The organism is Herbaspirillum sp., from assembly GCF_035644555.1.
GTDB lineage: Bacteria > Pseudomonadota > Gammaproteobacteria > Burkholderiales > Burkholderiaceae_D > Herbaspirillum.
Genome location: NZ_DASQOH010000075.1, coordinates 17,852 through 44,308, shown reverse-complemented (window position 1 = coordinate 44,308; position 26,457 = coordinate 17,852). Strand labels below are relative to the sequence as shown.

Below are 26,457 nucleotides of genomic sequence, written 5' to 3'. Positions count from 1 at the left end.
CCCTCGCTGACGCTGCGCAATGCGCCGGGCATCGCGATCGGTTCGCAAACCGCCTTCGTGGCGCTGCCGGGTGGCCGCCTGTCGGCCCTGGCCCTGAACAATGGCGGTCCGCGCTGGGAAGTGCCGGTCGGCGACCCGCGCGGCACCACCGAGCTGGAGCGTATTTCCGATGTGTCCGGAGTGCCGGCGCTGGGTTCGCGTGATATCTGTGCGGCGTCCTACCAGGGTCGCATCGGTTGCTTCGACTTGTTGAATGGCAATGTGCGCTGGATCAAGGAGTTCTCCAGTGATGTCGGCGTCAATCTGGACGATGCCTATGTCTATGCCGCCGATATCGGTGGTGCCGTCACCGAATTCGCCCGCGATACCGGTGCCGTCATCTGGCGCAATGATCGCCTGAAGAACCGTATGCTGTCGGCCCCGATCGCCGTGGGCAAGGCGGTGGCAGTGGGCGATTACCAGGGTTATATCCACTTCCTGTCGCGGGAAGATGGCGCCTTCGTGGCGCGTCTTTCCACCGATGGCAGTGCTATCCAGGCGCCGCCGGTCTCGACCGGCTCGTCTGTCGTTTTCCAAACCAAATCAGGAACCGTGGTCTCCATCGTCGCTGAATAAGCGGCGAACGACCCTTAAGAAAAGAAATGAAACCGGTAATTGCACTTGTAGGCCGTCCCAACGTCGGCAAATCGACGTTGTTCAACAGGCTCACCCGCAGCCGCGATGCGCTGGTGGCGGACCTGCCCGGCCTGACGCGCGATCGTCACTACGGCGAAGGCCGGGTTGGCGAGCGTCCGTTCCTGGTGATCGATACCGGTGGCTTCGAACCCGTCGCCAAGGACGGGATCATGTATGAAATGGCCAAGCAGACCAAGCAGGCCGTGGTCGAGGCCGATGTCGTGGTCTTCATCGTCGACGGCCGTCAGGGGCTCACGCCACACGACAAGACCATCACCGACTTCCTGCGCAAATGCGGACGTTCGGTGATGCTGGTGGTTAACAAGTCCGAAGGCATGAAGTACACCTCGGTCACGGCCGATTTCTACGAACTGGGCATGGGCGATCCTTACGTGATCTCCGCTGCCCATGGTGATGGCGTGGCCGATCTGGTGCAGGAAGCACTGGACCAGATCGAAGCCCAGCGCGCCCAGGAGCCGGAAGCTGAAGAACCGGCCGTGCGCGGCACCAAGATCGCCATCGTTGGCCGTCCCAACGTCGGCAAATCGACCCTCGTCAATACGCTGCTGGGCGAGGAGCGCGTGATCGCCTTTGACATGCCCGGCACCACCCGCGACTCGATCGAGATCCCGTTCGAGCGCGAAGGCCGTCACTACACCCTGATCGACACCGCCGGCATCCGGCGCCGTGGCAAGGTGTTCGAGGCCATCGAGAAGTTTTCGGTGGTCAAGACCCTGAAATCGATTTCAGACGCCAACGTCGTGCTGCTGCTGCTGGACGCCCAGCAGGACATCTCCGAGCAGGATGCCCACATCGCGGGCTTCGTGCTGGAGTCGGGCAGGGCGCTGGTGGTGGGGGTGAACAAATGGGACGGCATGCAGAGCGACCAGCGCGACCAGATCAAGATGGATCTGGAGCGCAAGCTCAACTTCCTGTCCTTCGCCAAATTCCACTTCATTTCGGCGCTGAAATCCACCGGCATCGGGCCGCTGATGAAATCCATCGACTCCGCATACGCCGCTGCCATGGCCAAGCTGAGCACACCGCGCCTCACGCGCGCCCTGGAAGAGGCACTGGAGCATCAGCAGCCGCGTCGCAAGGGCTCGATCCGTCCCAAGCTGCGCTATGCGCACCAGGGTGGTCAGAATCCGCCGGTGGTGGTGATCCATGGCAATGCCCTGGAAGCTATCGACGACAACTACAAACGCTATCTGGAAAAGCACTTCCGGGAAACTTTCTCCCTGGTGGGCACTCCACTGCGTATCGAGTTCAAGTCGGGCAAGAATCCTTTCATCCGGCAGGAAAAATAATCGTAAATCCTGTTATTCGATCAATGTTTTTTGGCGTTGACGCAAAAATCGTTTAAATTGAATAGCATAAAGTTGGTAAAGCACTTGATATTCCTTGAAGTGCCTCCAAGTCCTAATCACAACAACACCGTGGAGCTGCCATGAGCAACAAAGGGCAATTGTTACAAGACCCATTCCTGAACGCATTGAGAAAAGAGCACGTTCCCGTCTCTATCTACCTGGTCAACGGCATCAAGCTGCAAGGCCATGTCGAGTCCTTCGATCAATACGTGGTCCTGCTGCGCAACACCGTTACGCAAATGGTTTACAAACACGCCATCTCCACCGTCGTGCCTGCACGTGCGGTCAACCTCAGTCTCGAATCCTCGTCCGACGAATAATGGTCTACCTGGCCGGCTTGACGCCGTGGGCATTCTGACATGCGTGCCGCGTTAGTCGGCCTGGACTTCGGCAAGAACGATTTCGCCGCAAGTCTGGATGAGCTCTTCCTTCTGGCAAAATCGGCTGGTGCGGAACCGGTGATCACCATCACCGGGCGTCGCGCCAGCCCGGATGCCGCTCTCTTCGTTGGTACCGGCAAGGCTCAGGAAATCGCTGACGCCGTCGCCGACCTCCAGCTCGAACTGGTCATCTTCAACCATGCCCTTTCTCCGGCCCAGCAGCGTAATCTGGAGCGGGTGCTCAAGGTGCGTGTGCTCGACCGTACCAGCCTGATCCTCGATATCTTCGCCCAGCGCGCCAAGAGCCACGAAGGCAAGGTGCAGGTCGAACTGGCGCAGCTGCAGCATCTCTCGACCCGCCTCATCCGCGGCTGGACCCACCTGGAGCGGCAAAAGGGCGGTATCGGCCTGCGCGGTCCCGGTGAAACCCAGCTGGAAACCGACCGCCGCCTGCTGGGCGAGCGCGTCAAGGCATTGCGCGCGGTGCTGGCCAAGCTGCGTCGGCAACATGCCACCCAGCGACGTGCGCGGGGGCGCAACGAGACTTTCTCGGTGTCGCTGGTGGGCTATACCAACGCCGGCAAGTCGACCATCTTCAATTCGCTCGCCAAGGCCGGCGTCTATGCTGCCAACCAGCTCTTCGCCACCCTGGACACGACCTCCCGTCGCGTCTACCTGGGCGAGGTCGGGCACGTGGTGATTTCCGACACCGTCGGTTTCATCCGCGAACTGCCGCACCAACTGGTGGAAGCCTTCCGTGCCACGCTGGAGGAAACCATCCACGCCGACCTGCTGCTGCACGTCGTGGATGCCGCCAGCCCGGTGCGCATGGAACAGATCGACGAGGTCAACCTGGTCCTGAAGGAAATCGGCGCCGACCATGTGCCGCAGATCCTGGTCTGGAACAAGATCGACGCTGCCGGCCTGGAACCGGCGGTCGAGTATGACGAGTATGGTAAAATCCAGCGGGTTTTCGTCAGTGCCAAGTCTGGTGCTGGCCTGGATCTGCTGCGCGAAGCGATCACCGCTTCGCTCAAGGCCGCCTTGGAGGCCAGGGGTCGCAGCCGTTCCACGCCAGTCGATTCCGTAGACATGCACGCCTGAGCCGTTCGTGGGGACGGCCTTTCGCACGTTCCCGGCGCGCATTCCTCCTTGATTCTCTTAATCCATCACTTCAGACGGATCGCAAACGCATGCTTGTGTCTTTATTCAGGAAAATCGGTGTCAAGTTTTCGTTGAACGACCCCCAATGGGGACGTGGTTCGCAAAACGACAACCGCGAGAATCAGAATAACGGAAGTAACGGCGACAAACGGCCCGAAAAACCGTCCGGCAACAACGACGGTCCGCCCGACCTCGACCAGCTCTGGCGCGACTTCAACCAGCGCATCGCCGGCCTGCTCGGCCGCAAGGGTGGTGGCGGCTCCGATGGTGGCAACGGTGGCGGCGGCTTCAATCGCGGCGATGTGAAGGGCGCCGGCATCGGTGTGGGCGTCATCGCCGTCATCGTCGCCTTCCTCTGGCTGGCCAGCGGCTTCTTCATCGTGCAGGAAGGCCAGACCGCCGTGGTCACCACCTTCGGCCGCTACAGCCACACCACGCTGCCGGGCTTCAACTGGCGCTGGCCTTACCCCATCCAGGGGCATGAAATCGTCAACATGTCCCAGGTGCGTACCGCCGAGATCGGCTATCGCGGCAGCGTGCGCAACAAGCAGCTGAAAGAATCCCTGATGCTCACCGATGATGAAAACATCATCGACATCCAGTTCGCGGTCCAGTACAAGCTCAAGAACGCCGCCGAATGGCTGTTCAACAACCGCGATCCGGACGATTCCGTGCGCCAGGTGGCAGAAACCGCCATCCGCGAGATCGTCGGTCGCAGCAAGATGGACTTCGTCCTCTACGAGGGCCGTGAAAAGGTCGCGCTGGACGTGAGCCAGCGCATGCAGCAGATCCTGGACCGCTACAAGTCCGGCGTGCAGATCACCAACGTCACCATGCAGGGCGTGCAACCACCCGAGCAGGTGCAGGCAGCCTTCGACGACGCCGTCAAGGCCGGCCAAGACCGTGAGCGTCTCAAGAACGAAGGCCAGGCCTATGCCAACGATGTGATCCCGCGCGCTTCCGGTGCCGCTTCGCGCCTGCTGGAAGAAGCCGAAGCCTACCGCTCCCGCGTGGTGGCCAATGCCGAAGGTGATGCCTCGCGCTTCACCCAGGTGCAGGAAGCCTATGCCAAGGCTCCGGCCGTCACCCGCGAACGCATGTACATCGAGACCATGCAGCAGATCTTCGCCAACACCACCAAGGTCATGGTCGATGTCAAGTCAGGCAGCAACCTCTTGTACCTGCCGCTGGACAAGCTGATCCAGCAAAGCGGCAGCGACGCGGCGCCGGCCGCCGGCAAGCAGCAGGCGCCCGCGGCCAGCCAACCGTCGCTGGGCGCAGCGTCCACCAATTCGACTGCAGGAAACGACACTGTGTATTCTTCCGAGCTGATGCGTGATACCAGAAACCGCGATCCCCGTGAGTCGCGTGAAAGGGAGGTGCGCTGATGGGCCGCCTCGTCACTTCCGTCATCGTCGCCGTCGTCGCGATCTGGCTGGCCTCTTCCACCATCTTCGTGGTGGACCAGCGCTCCTCGGCCATCGTCTTCGCCCTCGGTGAAGTCAAGCAGGTCATCACCGAGCCCGGTCTGCACTTCAAGCTGCCGCCGCCGTTCCAGAACGTGATGTACCTGGACAAGCGCATCCAGACCCTGGATACCCCGGACGCCGACCGTTTCATCACCGCCGAAAAGATGAACGTGCTGGTCGATGCCTACGTCAAGTGGCGCATCGTCGATCCGCGCCTGTACTTCGTCAGCTTCGGCGCTGACGAGCGTCGTACCCAGGACCGCCTGTCGCAGATCGTCAAGGCCGCGCTGAACGATGAAATCACCAAGCGCACCGTGCGCGAAGTCATCTCCAGCCAGCGCAACAACGTCATGGATGCCATCCAGGCCCGCGTGGCCAACGAGGCCAAGCAGATCGGCGTGGAAGTCATCGATGTGCGTCTGCGTCGCGTGGACTACGTGGACCAGATCAACGCCTCGGTGTTCGAGCGCATGAAGTCCGAACGCGTGCGCGTGGCCAACGAGCTGCGTTCCACCGGTGCGGCCGAATCGGAAAAGATCCGCGCCGATGCCGATCGCCAGCGCGTGGTGATCCTGGCCGAAGCCTATCGTGAATCCGAAAAGATTCGCGGTGCCGGCGACGCCAAGGCCTCCCAGATCTACGCCCAGGCCTTCAGCCAGAATGCCGATTTCTACAAGTTCTACCGTAGCCTGGAAGCCTACCGCGCCAGCTTCAAGAACCGTCACGATCTGATGGTGGTAGACCCGAGCTCGGAATTCTTCAAATACTTCAAGGGTGTGGGTGGCAACACCGCCAGCGCTGCAAAGAAGTAAAAATCCGCCGAACAGGCGATAATGTGAAGCTTCCTGCGCCGCCTCCAAGTGAGGCGGGCAGGGCGAACAGGATGGATGCCGCTGGTAGAGGGCATCTTTCCTTTTTTGGTCGGACACAATGTTCCGTGATGCAAGTTTCCCGGAACGCAAGAAGAGGGGCGGCAGCTTTTCCTGAACCGCCCCGGTTTTTCGTCTGGCCGGTTGTTATTGCCGTGGCAATGCACATCGCCGGTCCACGTATCCGTTTTTTTAGCTTTGACTTTTGTTTATGCCTAACTGGCTTCTTCCCGAAAACATCGCCGATGTCTTGCCCTCCGAAGCGCGCAAGATCGAGGAACTGCGTCGCCGCCTGCTCGACAATTTCCGCCTCTATGGCTACGAAATGGTCATGCCGCCGCTGCTGGAGTACCTTGAATCCCTGCTCACCGGAGCCGGTCAGGACACCGACCTGCGCACCTTCAAGCTGGTCGATCAGCTCTCCGGTCGTACCCTGGGCGTGCGCGCCGACATGACCACCCAGGTGGCGCGTATCGACGCCCACCTGCTCAATCGCGCTTCCGTGACCCGCCTGTGCTATGCCGGCAGCGTCCTGCATACCCGCCCGACCGGCCTGCATGCCACCCGTGAACCGATCCAGATCGGCGCCGAGATCTACGGTCATGCCGGCATTGAAGCCGATGCCGAAATCCAGGAACTGGCCTTGAATTCGCTGGCCCTGGCCGGCATGCGCACCATCCGCCTGGACCTGTGCCACGTGGGTGTACTGCGCGCCATCATCGCCAACGACCCCGCCGCCAAGCGCCAGGAAGCCAACCTGTTCGGCCTGCTGCAGGCCAAGGACGTGCCTGGCCTGCAGGAAATCACGGCCGGCTTCCAGGAAGGTACTCGTGCCGCGCTGCTGGCCCTGCCCAACCTGTACGGCGACATCTCCGTCATCGCCCGCGCCCGCATCACCCTGCCGGCGCTGCCCGGCATCGCTCAGGCGCTGGACGAGCTGCAGGCCCTGGTCGAACTGGCCGCCGGCCATGAAGGTGCGGCCGTCACCATCGATCTGGCCGACCTGCGCGGTTATCATTACCACAGCGGCGTGATGTTCTCCGCCTATGTGCCGGGCCTGCCCAACGCGGTGGTGCGCGGCGGCCGCTACGACCATGTGGGTGAAGCCTTCGGCCGCGCGCGGCCGGCCACCGGCTTCTCCCTGGACCTGCGTGAACTGGCACGACTGATGCCAGGCGCAGAACGAAAACGCGCCATCCTCGCCCCTTGGGGTAGGGACGCCGGTCTGCGTGAGAAAATAGCGCAATTGCGGCAAGCGGGAGAGATCGTGATCCAAAGCCTTCCCGGCCACGAACACGATCAGGACGAATTCGATTGCGACCGTGCACTCGAATTCAGCAATGGAAACTGGATTATCAAAAACTTGGGTTGAGTCATGTTACAGAACAGCAATGCAAAGAATGTCGTCGTCATCGGTACGCAATGGGGCGACGAAGGTAAGGGCAAGATCGTCGATTGGCTGACCGATCACGCGCAAGGCGTGGTGCGTTTCCAGGGCGGCCACAATGCCGGCCACACGCTGGTCATCGGCGGCAAGAAGACTGCGCTGCAACTGATTCCCTCGGGCATCATGCGCGACGGCGTGGCCTGCTACATCGGCAACGGCGTGGTGCTGTCGGTGCCCGACCTGCTGCGCGAGATCGACAAGCTCGAAGCCGCCGGCGTGGAAGTGTGCTCGCGCCTGAAGATCTCGGACGCCTGTCCGCTGATCCTGCCCTACCACGTGGCCCTGGATGTGGCCCGTGAAGCCGCCCGTGGCGCTGACAAGATCGGCACCACCGGCAAGGGCATCGGCCCGGCCTACGAAGACAAGGTGGCTCGTCGCGCCATCCGCGTGGCCGACCTGTTGAACGAAAAGCGCTTTGCCGAAAAGCTGCTGGCCAACCTGGACTACCACAACTTCGTCCTGACCCACTACCTGAAGACCCAGCCGGTGGACTTCCAGAAGACCCTGGACGAAGCCCTGGCCAACGTGCCGCGCATCAAGCCCATGGTCACCGACGTCTCAAGCGACCTGTACGCCATCCACCAGGCCGGCGGCAAGATCCTGTTCGAAGGCGCGCAAGGCAGCCTGCTGGACGTGGACCACGGCACCTACCCGTTCGTCACCTCCAGCAACTGCGTGGCCGGCAATGCCGCCGCCGGTGCGGGCGTAGGCCCGGGCATGCTGCACTACATCATGGGCATCACCAAGGCCTACACCACCCGTGTCGGTTCCGGCCCGTTCCCGGCCGAACTGCCCACCGATGCCGGCACCGGCAAGCACCTGGCCTCGGTCGGCCATGAATTCGGTACCGTCACCGGTCGTGCCCGCCGTTGCGGCTGGTTCGATGCCGCGCTGCTCAAGCGCTCGGTGCAGATCAACGGTGTCTCCGGCATGTGCCTGACCAAGCTGGATGTGCTGGACGGCCTGGAATCGCTGAAGCTGTGCACCGGCTACAAGCTGAACGGCAAGACCGTCGACATCTTCCCGGTCGGCGCCGAAGAAGCCGCAGCCTGCGAACCGATCTACGAAGAAATGCCGGGCTGGTCCGAGACCACCGTGGGCGCCAAGTCGCTGGATGCGCTGCCGGCCAATGCCCGTGCCTACATCAAGCGCATCGAGGAACTGGTGGGCGTGCCCATCGACATGATCTCCACCGGTCCTGACCGCGAAGAGACCATCGTCCTGCGTCACCCGTTCAAGTAATCAGGCCATCGCCGTAACACGTAACAAAGCAACACGAAGCAATCAAGAATATGAAGATCTCTGACGACAAAGACCTCTGGGTCTCCTGGGACGACTACAACCGCCTGATCGAACGACTGGCGCTGAAGGTCTATGAATCCGGCTACCAGTTCGACCAGGTGCTGTGCCTGGCGCGCGGCGGCCTGCGCCCGGGTGACGTGATGTCGCGCATTTTCGATGTCCCGCTGGCCATCCTCTCGACCAGCTCCTACCGCGAAGCCGCCGGCACCATCCGCAGCTCGCTGGACATCGCCAAGTACATCACCATCACCAAGGGAACCCTGGGTGGCCGCATCCTGCTGGTGGACGACCTGGTCGATTCCGGCGTCACCCTGCAAAAGGTGATGCTGCACCTGAAGGAGCATTACCCTGCCGTCACCGAGATCAAGAGCGCCGTGTTGTGGTGGAAGGCCTGCTCGGTCGTGGAACCCGATTTCCATATCGACTACCTGCCCACCAATCCCTGGATCCACCAGCCCTTCGAAGAGTACGACGGTCTGGGCCCGCACCAGCTGGCGGCCTGGATCAAGAAGGGCGCCTGAGTATCGTCTTCACCAGCGATGCTTCAGATGTGAAAAGAGCTTGCCGCGGCAAGCTCTTTTTTTGTCGTACCTGTCCGGTGCGCAGCTCAGTAGCATCAGGACCAGGGAATGACCTTGTGCTCCTTGAAGGTATCGAAGAGCCGGTAGAACATCTGCTCGGTCTCCACGTATTCATGGAACCCCAGCCGCCGCGCCTTGCTGCCATCGCCGAACATGTCGTAATCCCAGGAGAACACGAAATCGGCAAATTCCCAGGCCGACAGTGAAGCATATGGATGGGCCTTCAGGCCGTGCGCGGTGACGATGCGTTCCCACAAGGCGGCCTTGTCCGCCATCACCTCGGCCAGCTTCAGCGGCAGCGGCGGGCCCACCTCCATGCCGAAATACTGCGCGATCCTGGGCCACATCTCGCTCCAGCGGAACAGGTCGCCATTGCCGATATTGAAGGCCTGGTTGGCCGCCGCCTCGTGGGTGGCCGCCCAGACCGTACCTTTGGCCAGCAGGCCGGCGTCGGTCATCTCCAGCAGTCTGTCATAGGCCCCAGGCTTGCCGGGAAAGCGCAGCGGCAAGCCCATCGCCTTGGACATGCAGGCATACAACGCAATGGCCAGCGCCAGGTTCATGGGATTGCCCAGCGCGGCCCCACCCACCACCGCCGGGCGTGGCGCCGACCAGCTCCAGCAGCGGCCGGAATCGATGCGCCGCTGCTCCAGCCAGCGCTGCTGGTCGAACATGAATTCGGGCGGCATGAACTGCGCGTCACTTTCGCGTGCCGGTGTCTTGAAGGGACCCAGATGGCCGCCATACACCTTGTAGCCCTGCATCAGGCTCACGTGCTGCAGCCCTGGCGCGTGCTTCTCCACCGCCTCCACCGTGTTCTGCAGCATGGTCAGGTTGGGCGCCACCAGCTCGGCCCAGCTGGGACGATGCTGGTAGGCGGCGTAGAACACATGACTGACCTGTTCCAGCGGCGCCAGCCGGCGTTCGGTCTCGTTGGCGTCGAGCAGATCGACGGCGACGTGGCGCAGCCGATCCTGCTTGCGACTTTCGCCGCCACGACGCGACAGGCCGATCACCTCCCATTGCGGCAGGGACAGCAGGTGGGTCATCAACTGACTGCCGATCACGCCATGGGCGCCGACTACCAGGGCGGTCTTGCGTGGGGTTGCGCTATGCGACATGCGGGCCTCCCGGTTCAGCAGGTTTCGGTACGTGGGCTGGCGGGTGCGCGCACCGGCTTGCCATCCATCTTCCAGCTCAGCAGGGCCACTGCGATGCCCGCCAGCGGCAGCAGGGCCGCCACATAGGGAACGGCATGCAGGCCCGGACCGTGGTCGATGGTCACACCACCCAGCCAGGCGCCGGCCGCATTGCCCAGGTTGAAGGCCGCGATATTGGCCGAGGAGGCCAGATTGGGCGCGCCGGTCGCCTTTTCCAGCACCCGCATCTGCAGCGGTGGTACGGTAGCGAAGGCCGCCATGCCCATCAGGCCGACGCCGACGATGGCGGCGATCTTGTTGCCATTGGTCAGGCCGAACAGCACCAGCACCACTGCCAATAGCACCAGGCTGCCCAGCAGCGTGGCCATCAGGCGCTTGTCGGCCAGCTTGCCGCCGGCCAGGTTGCCGATCACCAGCCCCAGGCCGAACAGCAGCAGGATGGGCGACACGGCAGAGGCCGGGAAGCCACTGATATCGGTCAGGATCGGGGCGATATAGGTAAAGGCCGCGAACACGCCACCGAAGCCCAGCACCGTCATCAGCAGGCCCAGCATTACCTGTGGGCGCATCAGTACGCGCACTTCCTTGCCGAAGTCGGCCTCTTCACCGCCTTGCGAACGCGGCACCAGCACGGCGGTGGCAGCCAGGGCGATCACCCCGATCACGGTCACTGCCCAGAAGGTGGCGCGCCAGCCATAGTGCTGACCCAGCCAGGTGCCGAAGGGCACGCCCAGCACATTGGCCACCGTCAGGCCGGTGAACATCAGGGCGATGGCAGAGGCCTGCTTTTCCTTGGGCACCAGGCTGGTGGCCACCACCGAGCCGACTCCGAAGAACGCGCCGTGGGCAAAGGAAGCCACCACCCGGCCCAGCATCAGCGTCGCGTAACCCGGTGCAATGGCACAGGCCAGGTTGCCGATGACGAAGACCACCATCAGGGCAATCAGCAGCGTCTTGCGCGGCAGGCGGCCAGTGGTGGCAGTCACCAGCGGGGCGCCCACGAACACGCCCAGCGCATAGCCGGTCACCAGCAGACCGGCCGAGGACAGGCTCACGCCCAGGTTGGAGGCCACTTCCGGCAGCAGCCCCATGATGACGAACTCGGTAGTCCCGATGGCGAATGCGCTGATGGTCAGCGCCCAAAGTGCAATTGGCATGGCAATCCTCTTGTTGTGGTGTGGAGTAGACCGGCTTCTCCAGTTGGATTGCCAGCGATGTGAAGGATTGTGCGCGCAGTCTTTGTTGAGAAAAATCCCGTTACAATCAAAGAATATTTGATCCGGAGTCAACAATGAATATCCAGTCCGAGGAATTGCGTACCTTCGTCGCCGTGGTCGAGGCCGGCACCCTGTCGGCGGCAGCCGAAGTGCTGGAGCAGACCACCTCGGGCGTGAGCCGCGCGCTGTCGCGGCTGGAAGAAAAACTGGGGGCCAGCCTGCTGACCCGCACCACCCGGCGCATGGAGCTGACCGAGGAAGGAGAGGCCTTCCTGGAACAGGCCCGGGCCATCCTCGCAGCCATGGAGCAGGCCGAGGAAACGGTGCGCCTGCGCACCCGCAAGCCGGTCGGCAAGCTGCGTGTGGACGCAGCCGTCCCCTTCATGCTGCACTGTATCGTCCCGCATGTCGGCGCCTTCCGCGAGGCCTATCCGGACATCGAACTGGAGCTCACCACCAATGACCGCTTCATCGACCTGGTGGAGCAGCGTGCCGACATCGCCATCCGCATCGGCGAACTGCAGGATTCGACCTTGCACGCACGTTCCCTCAGTTCGGCCCGGCTCAACATCGTCGCCAGCCCCGACTATCTGGCCCTTCACGGCGCCCCGGATTCGGTGGAGGCACTGGAGCAGCACCAGCTGATCGGCTTTTCGCAACCGGAAATCCTCAATCACTGGCCCCTGCGCCACAGCGCCGGCGACCGCTACCAGACCCGGCCGGCCTTGCGCGCTTCCAGCGGCGAAACCATCCGCCAGCTGGCGCTGACGGGGCAGGGCATCGCCTGCCTCTCCAGTTTCATGACCGACGACGATATCGCGGCAGGACGGCTGGTGCGCCTGCTGGCGCAGAACGATAGTGGCTTCCGCCAGAAGATTTCAGCGGTCTACTATCACAACACCCAGCTGTCGCGCCGCATCAGCTGCTTCCTCGATTTTTTGCAATGCAAGCTGTGAAGAGGAAACGTTTTGCCTTAAACCAAGTCTGAGCGCCAACATTGCCGCAAGGGGGAAACGACCTGTGGCCGCCATCACACGAACTTGATCCGGAGAGAACAAGATGAAGCAAATACCCACCGGTAGGGCTGCAGGTCGCCCATGGATCACCCACTGGCCGCGGCAGATCCGTCGCCTGCTGCCGGCGGCACTCGCCCTGGGAGCCGCGCTGCTGCTGCCGGCGCCGTCCGCCAGCGCCGCCGCTGCCAGCGTGCAGACCTTCTCGCCCCAGGGCGAAGTCCAGCGCATCCGCCAGGTAAGGGCGCGCTTCTCCGAAGCCATGATCAAGTTCGGCGACCCCAAGGCCGCCTCGCCCTTCGATGCGGATTGCGCCGTGGCCGGCACCGCGCGCTGGGCCGATGAGAAGAACTGGGTCTATGACTTCGAACGCGACCTGCCGCCCGGTACCCGCTGCAGCTTCACTCTGCGCAGCGATGCCCGCTCGGTTGCGGGCAATGCGGTGGCTGGCAAGACCCGCTTCCAGTTCAGCACCGGCGGACCGGCCGTGAGCCGTGTACAGCCTTATGACGATGCGCGCATCACCGAAGACCAGGCCTTCATCCTCTACCAGAATGGCCCGGCCACCGAAGCCTCGGTGCGTCAACATCTTTACTGCGAAGCCGAGGGTGTCAACGAGCGCATCCCCACCAGGGCAGTCGGTGAGTCCGACCGCAAGGCCTTGCTGCAGCAGTTCGCCAAGGGCATCGATCCGGCCTCGGTGACCATCGTCCAGTGCCAGCAGCGCCTGCCCAATGAAGCGCACGTCAAGCTGGTCTGGGATCGCGGTATTGCCGCCGCAGCCGCACCGGCCATCGTCACCACCAAGCCGCAGGTCTTCAGCTTCCAGGTGCGCAGCGAATTCACGGCCAGCCTGTCCTGCCAGCGCGAAAACGCCAATGCCGCCTGCTCGCCCATCCTGCCGGTGACCCTGTCGTTCTCGGCCCCGGTGCCGCGCAATCTGGCCGAGCAGATCGTGATGAACGCCAGCACCGGCAAGATCAAGCCCGCCCTGGACGGCGACAAGGATGCTGCCGTGCGCGAACTGCGCTTCAAGCCGCCATTCCCGGAAAAATCCGAGTTCAGCATCAGCCTGCCTTCCGGTTTCAAGGACGAGGATGGCCGCACGCTCTCCAACGCCGCCGCCTTCCCGCTGAAATCAGCCCTGGCCGATTTCCCGCCGCTGGCCAAATTCCCGGCTGCGCCCTTCGGCATCATCGAACTCAACGCCGATCCCACGCTGCCGGTGACCCTGCGCCGGGTCGAAGCCGGCTTGCAGGTGCGCGGCAAGGATGGTCGCGCCATGCCCGGCAAGGTGGCCGATCTCAAGGTCGATGGCGACCAGGCGGTGATCGCCTGGCTCACGCGCCTGAACAAGTATCACGAGAAATGGGGCGACCCCAAGAAGGTGGATTCGCGCAGTGTCAGCCTGCTGGCCAAGGAACCGGGCGCGAAGAAGCTCGACCTGCCCGCGCAGAAGGAGGCCAGGGACGGCGAGTGGCCCTTCGAAGTGATCGGCATCCCCTTGAAGGACCCCGGCTTCTACGTGGTCGAACTGGAATCGCAGAAACTGGGTGCCTCCCTACTGGGCAAGCCGCAGCCCATGTACGTGCGCACCAGCGCGCTGGTGACCAACATGGCTGTCCACGTCAAGCTGGGCCGCGCCAACGGCGCCGTTTGGGTGACCCGGCTGGATGACGCCAGGCCGGTGGCCGACGCCGAGATCCGCGTCTCCAATTGCGAAGGCACGTCGCTCTGGCAGGGCAAGACCAATGCCAATGGCGTGGCGATGATGCCGGCGCTGGAGGATGCCTGCGCCCATCGTCCCTACAGCGAGGACAATGCCGACAGCATCAATGGCCTGTTCGTCAGCGCCCGCAAGACCGACGAACGCGGCCGTCAGGATATGGCCTTCGCCCTGACCTCCTGGAACGACGGTATCGAGTCCTGGCGCTTCAACCTGCCCACCGACATGGACCGCGCCGCCACCGTGCGCGCCACCACCATCTTCGATCGTAGCCTGTTCCGTGCCGGCGAAACGGTCTCGATGAAGCACGTCATCCGCACCGAGACCCAGCAAGGCTTCGGCCTGCTGCGCAAGGAAGACCTGCCCACCCGCGTGCGCATCAGCCATCTGGGCAGTGGCCAGCAATACCAGTTTCCCCTGACCTGGCGCGGCAACAAGAGCGCCGAGACCAGCTTCGTACTGCCGCGCGAAGCCAAGCTTGGGACCTATGAAGTGGTACTGGACCAGGGCAAGGTCAATACCGGCGCCGGCACCAGCGCAAACGAGGGCGAGGCCGAAGACAGCTACGGACGCGGCACCTATGTCACCGGCAGCTTCCGCGTGGAAGAATTCCGCCTGCCGCTGATGCAGGGCCGCATCACGCCGCCCAAGGGCGCCCAGGTCGCCATCAAGGAATTGCCGCTGGACCTGCAACTGAACTACATCAACGGCGGTGGCGCGGCCAACCAGGCCGTGCGGGTATCGTCGCTGCTGCGTTCGCGCGGGGTGAACATCGCCGGCTACGATGGTTTCTCCTTCGACGCCCCGCGCAGCGATGATGACAGCAATGCCGACGACCAGAAGATCGTCGCCGACAAGCTCGCCGTCACCCTCGACAAGAATGGCAGCGGTCGCGCCGTCATCGGCAAGCTGCCGGTGCTGCAACGCCCGCAGGAACTGCTCACCGAGATGACCTACAGCGACCCTAACGGTGAAGTGCAGACCATCTCCAGCGTCACGCCGCTGTGGCCATCGGCGGTGGTGGTGGGACTGCGCACGGGCAACTGGGTGTCGGTCAAGAAAAAGCTGACGCTGACCGCCGTCACCCTCAATACCGCCGGTCAGCCGCAGGCCGGTGTGCCGGTGGAAATCCATGGCCTGGCGCGCAAAACCAATTCGCACCGCAAGCGCATGGTGGGCGGCTTCTACGCCTACGAAAACGACGAGAGCAAGCAAGACCTCGGCAAGCTTTGCGCCGGCAAGAGCGACCAGCACGGCATGTTCACCTGCGACACCGAACTTTCCGAGGCCGGCAATGTGGAACTGATCGCCAGCGCCAGGGATGGCGATGGCAATGCGGCTGCCGCCCGTTCCTCGGTGTGGGTCACCGGGCGTGGCGAAGTCTGGTTCGATGGCGAAAACCAGGACCGCATCGACATCCTGCCCGAGAAAAAGAACTACCAGCGCGGCGAGACCGCCACCTTCCAGGTGCGCATGCCTTTCCGTCACGCGACCGCGCTGGTTGCCGTGGAGCGTGAAGGTGTGACCGACACCCGCGTGGTACAACTGTCCGGCCAGGACCCCACCATCAGCGTGCCGATGAAAGCCGAGTACGGTCCCAATGTCTATGTCTCGGTGCTGGCCGTGCGCGGTCGCATGCGCGAGGTGCCGTGGTATTCCTTCTTCGTCTGGGGCTGGAAGGAGCCGCTCAACTGGTGGCATGAATTCCGCACCTATCAGGGACCCGGCCCCATCGTCGATCTCTCCAAGCCGGCATGGAAGTTCGGCATCGCCGAAGTCAACATCGGCGATGCCGGCCATCGCCTGCAGGTGGCGGTGACGACCGACAAGCCCACCTATCCCATCCGCGCCATCGCCAAGGTGCAAGTGCAGGTGAAACTGCCCAACGGCAAACCGGCCGCCGGGGGCGAATTCGCCCTGGCCGCCGTGGATGAAGCCCTGCTGGAGCTGCAGCCCAATGGCAGCTGGGATGTCTTGCGCGCCATGCTGCAACGACGCAGCTATGGTGTGGAAACCTCCACCGCGCAGATGCAGGTGGTCGGCAAGCGCCACTACGGCAAGAAGGCCACCCCGGCCGGTGGCGGCGGTGGTCGCGCCCCCACGCGTGAACTGTTCGACACCCTGCTGGCATGGAAGCCCAAGGTCACCCTGGATGCAGAGGGCAGGGCGCAACTGGAGGTGCCGTTGAACGATGCGCTGACTTCCTTCCGCATCGTCGCCATTGCCGAGAATGGCGTCAGCGATTTCGGGACCGGCAGTATCAGCATCCGCTCCACCCAGGATGTGCAGGTCATCTCCGGCCTCCCACCCCTGGTGCGTGAAGGCGACAGCTTCAACGGCAGCGTCACCGTGCGCAATACCACCACCCATGACATGACCCTCAAGGTCAGCGCACGCGCCCAGGGCGGCACGCCCGCCAGCACCCTGACGCTGCCCGAGCGCGACATCAAGATAGCGGCCGGCCAGTCGGCCGAAGTGATGTGGCCGGTGCAGACGCCGGAAGGCATCAGCCAGCTGGCCTGGGAAATCAGCGCCCAGGAGCAGGCCGGCCAGAAGGCCAAGGACGCCATGAAGTTCAGCCAGCGCGTGGTACCGGCGGTCCCGGTGACGGTGCAGCAGGCGACCCTGTTCCAGCTGGACAAGAGCGCCGCCCTCAGCGTTGCCCGCCCGGCCGACAGCCTCCCCGGACGCGGTGGCCTGGCCATCTCGCTCAAGCCCAGCCTGGCCGGTGGCAGTGATGCGCTGACCCGCTATTTCGTCAACTATCCCTTTGCCTGCCTGGAGCAGAAGACCTCCAAGGCCATCGGCCTGCGCGATGAAGCGGCGTGGCAGAAGATCGTGAGCGACCTGCCGACCTATCTCGACGGCGACGGCCTGGCCTACTACTTCCCGCCCAGCGACAGCGGCGCGCGGCGTGGCAGCGACACGCTCACCGCCTACCTGCTGGCGGCCACCAACGAGGCCGGCTATGCCATCCCGCCCGCCAGCCGCGACAAAATGCTCGACGGCCTGGCCGGCTTCGTGGAGGGCAAGGTGATGCGCGAATTCTGGTCGCCACAGAAAGATCTGGACGTGCGCAAGCTGGCCGCGCTGGAAGCCCTGTCGCGCTACAACCGCGTGCAGCCAGCCATGCTGGGATCGATCCAGATCAATCCCAACCAGTGGCCCACCTCCGGTCTGCTGGACTGGATCGCCATCCTGCAGCGGGTCACTGCCATCCCCGAACGCCAGAAGAAGCTCGACGAGGCCGACCAGATCCTGCGCGCCCGCCTGAACTTCCAGGGCACGCGCATGGGCTTCTCCAATGAAGAGGGCGATTACTGGTGGTGGCTCATGAGCAGCGGCGACGCCAATGCCAACCGCCTGATCCTGCTGGAACTGAACAACCCGGCCTGGCGCGACGACCTGCCACGCCTGGTGGCCGGCGCCATCGGCCGCCAGCAGCGCGGCCACTGGAGCACCACCACCGCCAACGTCTGGGGCAGCCTGGCCCTGGAGAAATTCGCCCGCAAGTTCGAATCCGAACCGGTCACCGGCAGTACCCGCGCCACGCTGGAGCAGGGTGGGGGCAACAGTGCCGCTAATGCCACCAGTGCCACCCAGAGCCTGGCCTGGAGCAGCGCCGCCAGCGGCGGCAAGCTGCAATTGCCCTGGCCGGATGGCAATGCGCAAGGCGGCAATGTGCGCTTCACGCAAGAGGGCAATGGCAAGCCCTGGGTCACGCTGCAAAGCCTGGCCGCCGTCCCCCTGAAGCAGCCGTTCGCGGCCGGCTATCGCATCAGCCGCAAGGTCGAGGCCATCGAGCAGAAGCAGGCCGGCGTCTATACCCGTGGTGATGTGCTGCGGGTGACGCTGGACATCGATGCCCAGAGCGAGATGACCTGGGTCGTCGTCAGCGATCCGGTACCGGGCGGCGCGACCTTGCTGGGTTCCGGCCTGGGGCGTGATTCCGCCATCGCCCAGGGCAAACAGGACAGCCCGCGTGATCGCGGCCTAGGCTGGCTGGCCTACGAGGAACGCAGTTTCGAAGCCTATCGCGCCTACTACGAGTCCATGCCCAAGGGCCGCACCAGCATCAGCTACACCGTGCGCCTGAACAATGCCGGCGAATTCAACCTGCCGCCCACGCGGGTGGAAGCGATGTATGCGCCGGAAATGTTTGGCGAAGTGCCTAACGCCAAACTGGTCGTCAAGGCGGCGCCGTGAACGCCAGCGGCATGCCCTGGTCCCGCGCCGGCGCAGGCTGTGCGCTGGTGCTGGCCTTGCTGCTGCCGGCCAGCGCGGGGGCGGTGACTTCGTTTGCCGAGGTGCAGCGCGACTTCCTCCCCTCCGAGGCCAGCCTGCTGGACCGCAACGGCGAGCTGCTGCAGCGCCTGCGTGTGAACATGGACGAACGCAAGCTCGCCTGGGTGAAGCTGGAAGATGTCTCGCCCGCCCTGCGCCAGGCCCTGATCGCCTCCGAAGACCGGCGTTTCTACCAGCACAGCGGCATCGACTGGAATGCCGTCGCGGCCTCGGCCTGGGGTAATCTCTGGAATACCCGGACCCGCGGCGCCTCCACCATCACCATGCAACTGGCAGGTTTGCTCCATGATGACCTGCGTCGCAAATCCGGCGCACGCACGCTGACGCAGAAGGTCTCGCAGGCGTGGATCGCGCAATCGCTGGAACGCAGCTGGCGCAAGGACCAGATCCTGGAGGCCTACCTCAACCTGGTCTCCTTCCGGGGCGAGCTGGCGGGTGTGCATGCCTTGTCGCGCGTCATGTTCGGCAAGCACCCCAGCGGACTGGACCAGGGCGAAGCTGCCATCGCGGTCGCCCTGATCCGTGCCCCCAACGCCACTCCGCGCCGCGTGGCCGAGCGCGCCTGCGCCATCCTGAAGGAACAGGGCGCTGCCGAACAATGCAACGGCATGGATGGCCGCACCGAACTGGTCCTGGCCCGTGCCGCCGCCAAACGCGACCTGCCGGGCACCAGCGATGCACCGCAACTGGCCCCCCACCTGGCGCGCAAGCTCTTGAACACGCCCGGCCAGCAAGTGCGCTCCACGCTGGACGCGCCCCTGCAGCGCTTCGCCTCGCAAGCCCTGCGCCATCAGCTGGCCGGCCTGGCCGAACGCAACATCGAGGATGGCGCCATCATCGTCATCGACAACGCCACCGGTGAGGTCCTGGCCTGGGTCGGCTCCAGTGGCACCCTGTCGGCGGCCGCCAATGTCGATGGCGTAGTCGCGCAGCGCCAGGGGGGATCGACGCTCAAGCCTTTCCTCTACGAACTGGCGATCGAAAGAAAATGGCTCACGGCGGCTTCGCTGCTGGACGATTCCCCCGTCAACCTTGCCACCAGCGCCGGACTCTACATCCCGCAAAACTACGACAAGCAATACAAGGGGCTGGTCAGTCTGCGCACTTCGCTGGGTTCTTCCCTGAACATCCCCGCCGTGCGCACGCTGGTGATGGTCACGCCCGAGCGCTTCTTCCGCCGCCTGCAGGCACTGGGCTTCAACCTGCGCGAGAGCGGCGACTACTACGGCTACAGCCTGGCCCTGGGCAGCGCCGACGTGACCCTGGCCAACCTTGCCAATGCCTATCGCGCATTGGCCAACCAGGGCCGCTATTCCCCCTTGCGCACGCGACTGGATGACGCCCGCACCGCGCCTCGCCCGGTACCGGTGATGGACGCCGATGCCGCCTACATCATCGGCGACATCCTCTCCGACCGCAGCGCCCGCGCCCGTACCTTCGGCCTGGAGAACGCGCTGTCCACCCGTATCTGGACTGCCGTCAAGACCGGCACCTCCAAGGACATGCGCGACAACTGGTGCGTCGGCTATTCCTCGCGTTACACCGTCGGCGTGTGGGTCGGCAATGCCTCCGGTGCCCCGATGTGGGATGTCTCCGGCGTGACCGGCGCCGCACCGGTGTGGCAGGAGGTGATGCAGTACCTGCATGAGCGCGGCCGCGACGGCAGTCGGGATGCCCGCAGCGGCCCGCCGCAGAAGCCGGCCGGCGTACAGGCCCGGGCGATACGTTATGAACAGGACCTCGAGGCTGCCCGCACCGAATACTTTCTGCCCGGCACGGCGCAGTCCGAGATCCGCATCGCGCACGCGCGCGAAATCCGTCCGGCCATCAGCTATCCGACGGCCGGGATGCTGGTGGCGCTGGACCCGGATATCCCTCCCGCGCGCCAGCGCATCCGTTTCCGCGCCCAGGGCGCGCCCGCAGGAAGCCGCTGGGTGCTGGATGGCAAGCTGATGCCGGAGGCCGTGATGGAAGCGGGGCGGGTGCGGGCGCAGCAGGTGGCGATGGCATCGGCCGGCACGGGCGAGGAAGAACTGGGCTTCGACTGGATGCCCTGGCCGGGCAGGCACATGCTGGTGCTGCAGGACCGCGGCGGCAGGCAGCTCGATAGCGTGCGCTTCGAGGTGCGCGGAGCAGTGGCGCGGCCCGAGGACAAGCCGCGCCGCTGAACACAGCCACCCCGGGCCGTGTAGGCCCACGGAGGGGCAGCGGTGTCAGGGCCGCGGAATCAGCTGCGGCGACACCTGCCGGGCGTGTGCGGCAAAGACGTGTTGCGCATCCAGCGGCAGCAGATAGCCTTCGCGCACCAGCTTGTCGCCAGCCGCCTCGACCTGGGCAGCGTAATCGGCGCGCCCCTGGTAACGGCGATCCAGCGCAGGACGGGGATCGCTGCTGCTCCTGGCTTCACTGCTCACCGCAAAGGGAATGGCACTGCCCAGCGAGGAACAGGTTTCGCCCTGGGCGTGGCCGGCGGCGCGCAGGTTCCAGCCGGTATAGGTGGCCAGCGGGACCGCCACTTCAGGCTGGGCAATACCCCCCAGTTCGTTGCCATCTGCATCGACCTTCGGCACCAGGATGCGATAGGCGCGCGTCACATCCGCCACCGGGATGGCGCCGCGATAATCGGTGACGGCCAGCGGATTGTGGATGCCGCTGTAGACCAGGTGCAGTTCGCTCGGGGTCACGCCACCGACCGCGTTCACCAGCGGCACACGCACATCGTCCAGGGTCGGGAATCCGACAGAGGCCTGGTCCGGCGTCACTGCCGTGCCGCCGGCCACCGTCGGGTAGCGTGACGGCGGCGGCAACTGACCCTTGGCCAGCCAGTTTTCCATGGCCGGGACCATCGCGCGCAAGACCGGCGCCTGGGTCACCGGGCTGGGCGGGAACTGGCACATGCTGTCCTTGCCGATCTGCTTGACCAGCCCATTTCCGACACCAGGACCACCGGCGTGCTGGGTGCCGGAAATCAGGTAGTAGCGCACGTTGTCCGGCAAGACCAGATCCTTGCCTGCGCCATCCGTGACCACCAGTGCGCCGCGGCCGCCCCACCATTCAAAACTGCCGTCGATCTGCATGATCTTCGGGCAGGTCGCGCTGGCGCTGCACTGCCTGAGCAAGCCATCGGTGGCGCCACTGACCGGATCTTTGATGACGTTGTAGGCGAAGGGGAACTGGTCGCCAGGCATCCAGTGTTCTTCGTGGCCTTTGGACCAGCGGCCGGGTTGTGAAAACCGTTCATTGATCCAGGTGCGGCGGCCGCCCGGAATGATGGCCATCATCCCGTCGAAGACCTTGTTGCCCTGCGCATTCCTGTTGAAACCCATGTAGAGGAAATCACGCATGAATCTGCCCGACTGTGAAATCCCTTCGCCGATGGTCAGGTCGAAATTGCGTTTGTTGGGCATCGTGCAGGCCGGTTGGCTGACGCAGGCAGCGTCCTTCATGTCGTTCAGAGGATTGGCCCCGCCCCTGGCATCGGTCGACGCGTCGCGCAGGAAGCTCACCAGGTCGCGTACGGCGGCAAAGCCGATGGCCATGACCTTGGGATGGGTCGCCGGATAGACGAAGCTGTAGATGCTGCCCTGGTCAGCCGGTACGGTGCCGCCATCGGGACCGGGTACGGCCGATGGAGGGGTGAAGACCACGTTCACGCTGCCGTCGGCCCGGGGCTCGTAATGCCAGTCGGTGACAGTAGCGGCGGGCGCCCGGTAATCCTGCTGGCCCTGCGCATTGCGCCAGGTCTGGCGTACCGTGAAGCTCACATGTGACTTGTCGCGCAACGAAGCCGGCGGGTAGGAGAGCTTGAACTCGTTGTGTCCCTGATGGAAATCGGGGATGTATTCTTCGCGGCTCAGGCCAGTGATGGCGGATCCATCCTTGTTTGTGACCACCGGAAATCGTGTGCCCAGCGCACCGTCGATGGCCTTGCCTGATTGCTGCAGATCACCCTGCCAGCCGCTCCAGACGATGGTGTAACCGGCCCGCAGCAGGGAAGGGTAGGTGTCGCCGGGGGCGGGTCCGTTGCGCAGCGATTTGCCGCCGATGAAGAATTCCTCGGCCAGCTTGCGGCCCCGATTGGCCACGTCATAGAACAGCACACGACGAGCCTGGGCCGCCGACTTGGGGCGCAGGATCACAAAGTCGGTCGTATAGGATACATAGCCGTCAGCATCCCTGGGCGCCTTGTCGAGATCGGTCATCATCGCATTGTCGGGATGATGGGGATCGAGCTTGCCATGCACGATGCCCGAGACCAGCTGGTAGGGACCGGCTGCGCCTGCCGGGGTTGAGCCGCCGAAGGCATCTGCCGTCTGGGTGATCTCAAGCTGGTCGATATAGCCGGCCGGCTTGCCGGCGGGGCCTGCCGCATGGACCTGAACCATGGCTGCGCTGCTCAGCATGGCGGCGAGCAGGGTGATGGTGGTTTTCATGGTCTCCCTTGTTATCGATAGGAATGAGGAAGGCTAAGCCTACCGCAAAGTGGGAGGGTGGTTTTTTGCAGGCCCAAAACGCAAAAGGTCGAATGATTTTCATCATTCGGCCTTTTATGTTTGCTGCGCACTGAGGCACTCGGTCACGTCCCGCGACCCCGTCTGGCCTTGCAAGGCCAGACTTTCTCGTCCCTCCCGCAAAGCGCGCAGGCGCTTTGCTCGTGGGCTCCAAACGCAAAAGGCCGAATGATTTTCATCATTCGACCTTTTATGTCTGGTGCCCACGGAGGGACTCGAACCCCCACACCTCGCGGCACATGGACCTGAACCATGCGCGTCTACCAATTCCGCCACGTGGGCCTTCTGCATATGCGCTGAAACCGCATTGCTTGAAAGAGGCTGCATTCTAAGGGCAAACCTTCATGTTGTCATCATTTTTTTGCGTTTTTTATGTTCGCGAAATCTAACTAAAAATTGCCTCATGCAGAGGGAAGAAGGGGAGCTGAAACTAAATAAATCGGGTGGAAGAGTTCAAGCGTCGTTGCCATGGTGTCCCATGTTTGCGGGAGCTTTGTACGTGGGCTCCAAAACGCAAAAGGTCGAATGATTTTCATCATTCGACCTTTTATGTTTGCTGCGCACTGAGGCACTCGGCCACGTCCCGCGACCCCGTCCCTCCCGCAAAGCGCGCAGACGCTTTGCTCGTGGGGCCCCTAAACGCAAAAGGCCGAATGATTTTCATCATTCGGCCTTTTATGTCTGGTGCCCACGGAGGGACTCGAACCCCCACACCTCGCGGCACATGGACCTGAACCATGCGCGTCTACCAATTCCGCCACGTGGGCCTTTTTGCATCAGCGGTAACTTGCTGTGCTTGAAAGAGGCTGCATATTAAGGCCTATCAGCCTGATGGTCAACACCTAATTGAGAAATTTTTTATTATTTTTCTCCGGTCCGCTGCCTGCGTGGACGCAAGGGTATCAACCACCCAGGTAAGCTTCCACCACCTTGGGATTGCCCAGCAAATTCGCGCCACTGTCTTCCAGCACGATCTTGCCGGTCTCCAGCACATAGCCCCGCTGCGCGATGCGCAGTGCCTGGCGTACGTTCTGCTCCACCAGCAGGACCGTCATGCCGGTCTTGTTGATCTCCTGCACGATGCGGAAGATTTCCTGGATGATCAGCGGTGCCAGGCCCATCGAGGGTTCGTCCAGCAGCAGCACCTTGGGTTTGGCCATCAAGGCGCGGCCAATGGCCAGCATCTGCTGTTCACCACCCGAGAGGTTGCCCGCCAGTCCGGCCGCACGGTTCTTCAATACCGGGAAGAGGGAATACACCCATTCCAGATCACGCGCCACGCCGTCTTTGTCCTTGCGCGTATAAGCGCCCAAAGCCAGGTTCTCTTCCACGGTCAGCGTGGTCAACGTAGCGCGGCCTTCCGCCACCTGCACCACGCCGGATTCGACGATGCGATGCGGCGACATCTGCAGCAGGTCCTGCCCGTTGAGCAGCACACGGCCGCGCTGGGCCTTCACCAGACCCGAGATGGCCAGCAGCGAGGTGCTCTTGCCGGCGCCATTGGCACCGACCAGGGCAGTGATCTCGCCTTCGTTCAGCGACAGGCTGATGCCCTTGACGGCCTCGATGTGGCCATAGGCCACGGCCAGGTCTTCCACCTGGAGGATGGGTTGCTTGTTACTGCTGGCGCTCATGCTTCTTCCTTGCCGAGATAGGCCTCGATCACTTCCTGGTTGTTCTTGATCTGGTCCGGGGTGCCTTCGGCGATGATCTTGCCAAAGTTGAGCACGGCAATGCGTTCGCACAGGCCCATGACGAAGCGCATGTCGTGCTCGATCATGAAGATGGTGAAACCGCGTTGCTTGATGTTGACGATCTCGCTCATCAACTCGGTCTTCTCGGCCGGATTCATGCCGGCCACCGGTTCGTCCAGCAGCAACAGCTTGGGCTTGGTGGCCAGCGCCCGGGCGAATTCCAGCTTGCGCTGCTCGCCGTAGGACAGGCTATCGGCCAGCATGTGCGCCTTGTGATCCAGACGCACCCAGGACAGCAGTTCCAGCGCACGTTCACGCGCTTCCTTCTCTGCCTTGCGGAAACCGCCCAGGTTGAACAGCATGCTGGCCACGCCATAGTTCAGGTGCTCGTGCATGCCGACCACGACGTTTTCCAGCAGCGTCATTTCCTTGAACACGCGGATGTTCTGGAAGGTGCGGGCGATGCCGCGCTCGGTGATCTTGTGCGGGGCGACGGCGCCGATGTCGTCGTCGTTGAAGCGGATGCTGCCCGATGATGCGCGCAACAGGCCCGTTATGAGGTTGAAGACGGTGGTCTTGCCGGCGCCGTTGGGGCCGATCAGGCCGAAGATCTCGCCTTGCTTGACGTTGAAGTTCACGCCCTGCAGCACCTGCAGGCCACCGAAGTTCTTGCTGATGTCGTTCAGTTGTAAAAGCATTACTTCACCTTCTTCTCAGCGTTGCGGCCCAGGAAGGCGCGGATGCGGCGCGGGTCCCAGATGCCCTTGGGCAGGTACAGCACCACCAGGATCAGGATCAGGCCGTTGATGGCCAGGCGGAAGTCCTTGAAGTGACGCAGCACTTCCGGCAGCAGCGACAGGATGGTCGAGCCTATCATCGGGCCGATCAGGTTGCTGGTGCCACCGAAGACGGCCATGGTCAGGATGTCCACCGCATTCTCGAAGCCGTAGTTGTTGGGACCGATGGTGAAGGTGTAGTGGGCGTTCAGGCCACCGGCTACGCCGGCGATGGCGGCGCCGATGACGAAGGCCAAGAGCTTGTAGCCGGCCACGTTCACGCCCATCAGGCGGGCCGCCACTTCATCTTCCTTGATGGCCTCGAAGGCACGGCCGGTCTTGGAGCGGCGCAGGCGGGCCAGCGCGTAGATGGTCACGCCCAGCAGCAGCACGATGTGCCACCACTCGGTGATGGGCGGCACGCCGTTCAGGCCCATGGGGCCGCCGGTGATGTCCAGGTTCAGCACGATCACGCGTACCACCTCGCCAAAGCCCAGTGTGGCCATGGCCAGGTAGACGCCGGACAGGCGCAGCGTGGGGATGCCGATCACCAGCGCCACCAGCGAGGGCAGCACGCCGCCTGCGGCCAGGGCGATGGGGAAGGGCAGGTCGAACTGCATCGTCAGCAGCGACGCGGTGTAGGCGCCGATACCCATGAAGGCGGCATTGGCCAGCGACAGCAGGCCGCAGGACAGGGTGACGTAGATCGAGAGTGCCAGCATGGCGTTGACGCCGATGCTGAAAATGACGGTGTTGTAGGTGGCCCAGAAGCCATCCCACCATTCCATGAAGCCCATC

General features: G+C 63.5%; 18 protein-coding genes and 2 tRNA genes. 12 read left to right on the top strand and 8 right to left on the bottom strand.

Annotated features, from left to right (window positions below):
- From VE092_RS21220 to VE092_RS21180, 9 genes are all read left to right on the top strand, one after another.
- The coding region (locus tag VE092_RS21220) for a PQQ-binding-like beta-propeller repeat protein (protein WP_324879920.1) at positions 1-615 on the top strand (615 nt) is incomplete at its 5' end.
- Between the two features lie 26 nt (positions 616-641).
- Positions 642-1,985 carry a ribosome biogenesis GTPase Der gene (gene der / locus VE092_RS21215; protein WP_324879919.1) on the top strand — a complete coding sequence of 448 codons (1,344 nt, stop codon included), beginning with the start codon at positions 642-644 and terminating at the stop codon, positions 1,983-1,985.
- Positions 1,986-2,125: 140 nt separating this feature from the next.
- Positions 2,126-2,365, top strand: a complete 240-nt coding sequence (gene hfq, locus VE092_RS21210) for an RNA chaperone Hfq (protein WP_006463311.1) — start codon at positions 2,126-2,128, stop codon at positions 2,363-2,365.
- A 39-nt stretch (positions 2,366-2,404) separates the two neighbouring features.
- Positions 2,405-3,529 (top strand): GTPase HflX, encoded by a 1,125-nt coding sequence (gene hflX / locus VE092_RS21205; protein ID WP_324879918.1) that lies wholly within the window; start codon positions 2,405-2,407, stop codon positions 3,527-3,529.
- A gap of 89 nt (positions 3,530-3,618) precedes the next feature.
- Entirely contained in the window at positions 3,619-4,977 is a 1,359-nt protein-coding gene (gene hflK / locus VE092_RS21200; RefSeq protein ID WP_324879917.1) for an FtsH protease activity modulator HflK, read from the top strand.
- Positions 4,977-5,870, top strand: coding sequence for a protease modulator HflC (hflC, locus tag VE092_RS21195; protein ID WP_324879916.1), 894 nt, complete (start codon positions 4,977-4,979; stop codon positions 5,868-5,870). The genes hflK and hflC overlap by 1 nt, the downstream gene beginning before the upstream one ends.
- Positions 5,871-6,138: 268 nt before the next feature.
- A complete protein-coding gene (locus VE092_RS21190) occupies positions 6,139-7,299 on the top strand; it encodes an ATP phosphoribosyltransferase regulatory subunit (protein ID WP_324879915.1) in 1,161 nt (386 codons plus the stop codon).
- A 3-nt stretch (positions 7,300-7,302) separates the two neighbouring features.
- A complete protein-coding gene (locus VE092_RS21185) occupies positions 7,303-8,616 on the top strand; it encodes an adenylosuccinate synthase (protein ID WP_324879914.1) in 1,314 nt (437 codons plus the stop codon).
- 50 nt (positions 8,617-8,666) lie between these two features.
- Entirely contained in the window at positions 8,667-9,197 is a 531-nt protein-coding gene (locus tag VE092_RS21180; RefSeq protein WP_077235649.1) for a phosphoribosyltransferase, read from the top strand.
- Between the two features lie 95 nt (positions 9,198-9,292).
- On the opposite strand, the gene VE092_RS21175 is transcribed toward VE092_RS21180, so the two are convergent.
- Together VE092_RS21175 and VE092_RS21170 are read right to left on the bottom strand one after the other, a co-directional pair.
- The gene (locus tag VE092_RS21175; RefSeq protein ID WP_324879913.1) at positions 9,293-10,378 is read right to left on the bottom strand and encodes an SDR family oxidoreductase; all 1,086 of its coding nucleotides are present in this window, start codon (positions 10,376-10,378) and stop codon (positions 9,293-9,295) included.
- 14 nt (positions 10,379-10,392) lie between these two features.
- Positions 10,393-11,574: an MFS transporter gene (locus tag VE092_RS21170; protein ID WP_324879912.1), complete on the bottom strand. Its 1,182-nt coding sequence runs from the start codon at positions 11,572-11,574 to the stop codon at positions 10,393-10,395.
- 134 nt (positions 11,575-11,708) lie between these two features.
- Here VE092_RS21170 and VE092_RS21165 point away from each other — a divergent pair, with 134 nt between their 5' ends.
- The 3 genes from VE092_RS21165 to pbpC all read left to right on the top strand — a co-directional run bounded on the left by VE092_RS21165 (position 11,709) and on the right by pbpC (position 20,846).
- The gene (locus VE092_RS21165) at positions 11,709-12,590 is read left to right on the top strand and encodes a LysR family transcriptional regulator (RefSeq protein ID WP_324879911.1); all 882 of its coding nucleotides are present in this window, start codon (positions 11,709-11,711) and stop codon (positions 12,588-12,590) included.
- 103 nt (positions 12,591-12,693) lie between these two features.
- Entirely contained in the window at positions 12,694-18,579 is a 5,886-nt protein-coding gene (locus VE092_RS21160) for an MG2 domain-containing protein (RefSeq protein WP_324879910.1), read from the top strand.
- Positions 18,580-18,590: 11 nt separating this feature from the next.
- Positions 18,591-20,846, top strand: a complete 2,256-nt coding sequence (pbpC, locus tag VE092_RS21155) for a penicillin-binding protein 1C (protein WP_324879921.1) — start codon at positions 18,591-18,593, stop codon at positions 20,844-20,846.
- A gap of 45 nt (positions 20,847-20,891) precedes the next feature.
- Here the strand turns inward: pbpC and VE092_RS21150 are convergent, their stop codons facing one another.
- The 6 genes from VE092_RS21150 to VE092_RS21125 form a co-directional block, all read right to left on the bottom strand.
- Positions 20,892-23,111: an alpha/beta hydrolase domain-containing protein gene (locus tag VE092_RS21150; protein WP_324879909.1), complete on the bottom strand. Its 2,220-nt coding sequence runs from the start codon at positions 23,109-23,111 to the stop codon at positions 20,892-20,894.
- Between the two features lie 275 nt (positions 23,112-23,386).
- Positions 23,387-23,471 (bottom strand) — tRNA-Leu (locus VE092_RS21145).
- Positions 23,472-23,871: 400 nt separating this feature from the next.
- Positions 23,872-23,956, bottom strand: a tRNA-Leu gene (locus tag VE092_RS21140).
- 135 nt (positions 23,957-24,091) lie between these two features.
- Positions 24,092-24,823 carry an ABC transporter ATP-binding protein gene (locus VE092_RS21135; protein WP_324879908.1) on the bottom strand — a complete coding sequence of 244 codons (732 nt, stop codon included), beginning with the start codon at positions 24,821-24,823 and terminating at the stop codon, positions 24,092-24,094.
- Entirely contained in the window at positions 24,820-25,581 is a 762-nt protein-coding gene (locus VE092_RS21130) for an ABC transporter ATP-binding protein (RefSeq protein WP_324879907.1), read from the bottom strand. Before VE092_RS21130 ends, VE092_RS21135 begins: the two co-directional genes overlap by 4 nt.
- Positions 25,581-26,456, bottom strand: coding sequence for a branched-chain amino acid ABC transporter permease (locus tag VE092_RS21125; RefSeq protein WP_324879906.1), 876 nt, complete (start codon positions 26,454-26,456; stop codon positions 25,581-25,583). The genes VE092_RS21130 and VE092_RS21125 overlap by 1 nt, the downstream gene beginning before the upstream one ends.
- Between the last annotated feature and the right edge of the window lies 1 nt (position 26,457).

Excerpts from the sequence above, each read along its gene's own strand:
- VE092_RS21125 (WP_324879906.1), bottom strand. The coding sequence starts at position 26,456 with ATGGGCTTCATGGAATGGTGGGATGGCTTCTGGGCCACCTACAACACC.
- der (WP_324879919.1), top strand. The coding sequence starts at position 642 with ATGAAACCGGTAATTGCACTTGTAGGCCGTCCCAACGTCGGCAAATCG.
- VE092_RS21190 (WP_324879915.1), top strand. The coding sequence starts at position 6,139 with ATGCCTAACTGGCTTCTTCCCGAAAACATCGCCGATGTCTTGCCCTCC.
- VE092_RS21185 (WP_324879914.1), top strand. The coding sequence starts at position 7,303 with ATGTTACAGAACAGCAATGCAAAGAATGTCGTCGTCATCGGTACGCAA.
- VE092_RS21180 (WP_077235649.1), top strand. The coding sequence starts at position 8,667 with ATGAAGATCTCTGACGACAAAGACCTCTGGGTCTCCTGGGACGACTAC.
- VE092_RS21165 (WP_324879911.1), top strand. The coding sequence starts at position 11,709 with ATGAATATCCAGTCCGAGGAATTGCGTACCTTCGTCGCCGTGGTCGAG.
- hflK (WP_324879917.1), top strand. The coding sequence starts at position 3,619 with ATGCTTGTGTCTTTATTCAGGAAAATCGGTGTCAAGTTTTCGTTGAAC.
- VE092_RS21150 (WP_324879909.1), bottom strand. The coding sequence starts at position 23,111 with ATGAAAACCACCATCACCCTGCTCGCCGCCATGCTGAGCAGCGCAGCC.
- hflC (WP_324879916.1), top strand. The coding sequence starts at position 4,977 with ATGGGCCGCCTCGTCACTTCCGTCATCGTCGCCGTCGTCGCGATCTGG.
- hfq (WP_006463311.1), top strand. The coding sequence starts at position 2,126 with ATGAGCAACAAAGGGCAATTGTTACAAGACCCATTCCTGAACGCATTG.
- VE092_RS21130 (WP_324879907.1), bottom strand. The coding sequence starts at position 25,581 with ATGCTTTTACAACTGAACGACATCAGCAAGAACTTCGGTGGCCTGCAG.
- VE092_RS21170 (WP_324879912.1), bottom strand. The coding sequence starts at position 11,574 with ATGCCAATTGCACTTTGGGCGCTGACCATCAGCGCATTCGCCATCGGG.
- pbpC (WP_324879921.1), top strand. The coding sequence starts at position 18,591 with ATGCCCTGGTCCCGCGCCGGCGCAGGCTGTGCGCTGGTGCTGGCCTTG.
- VE092_RS21160 (WP_324879910.1), top strand. The coding sequence starts at position 12,694 with ATGAAGCAAATACCCACCGGTAGGGCTGCAGGTCGCCCATGGATCACC.
- VE092_RS21175 (WP_324879913.1), bottom strand. The coding sequence starts at position 10,378 with ATGTCGCATAGCGCAACCCCACGCAAGACCGCCCTGGTAGTCGGCGCC.
- hflX (WP_324879918.1), top strand. The coding sequence starts at position 2,405 with ATGCGTGCCGCGTTAGTCGGCCTGGACTTCGGCAAGAACGATTTCGCC.
- VE092_RS21135 (WP_324879908.1), bottom strand. The coding sequence starts at position 24,823 with ATGAGCGCCAGCAGTAACAAGCAACCCATCCTCCAGGTGGAAGACCTG.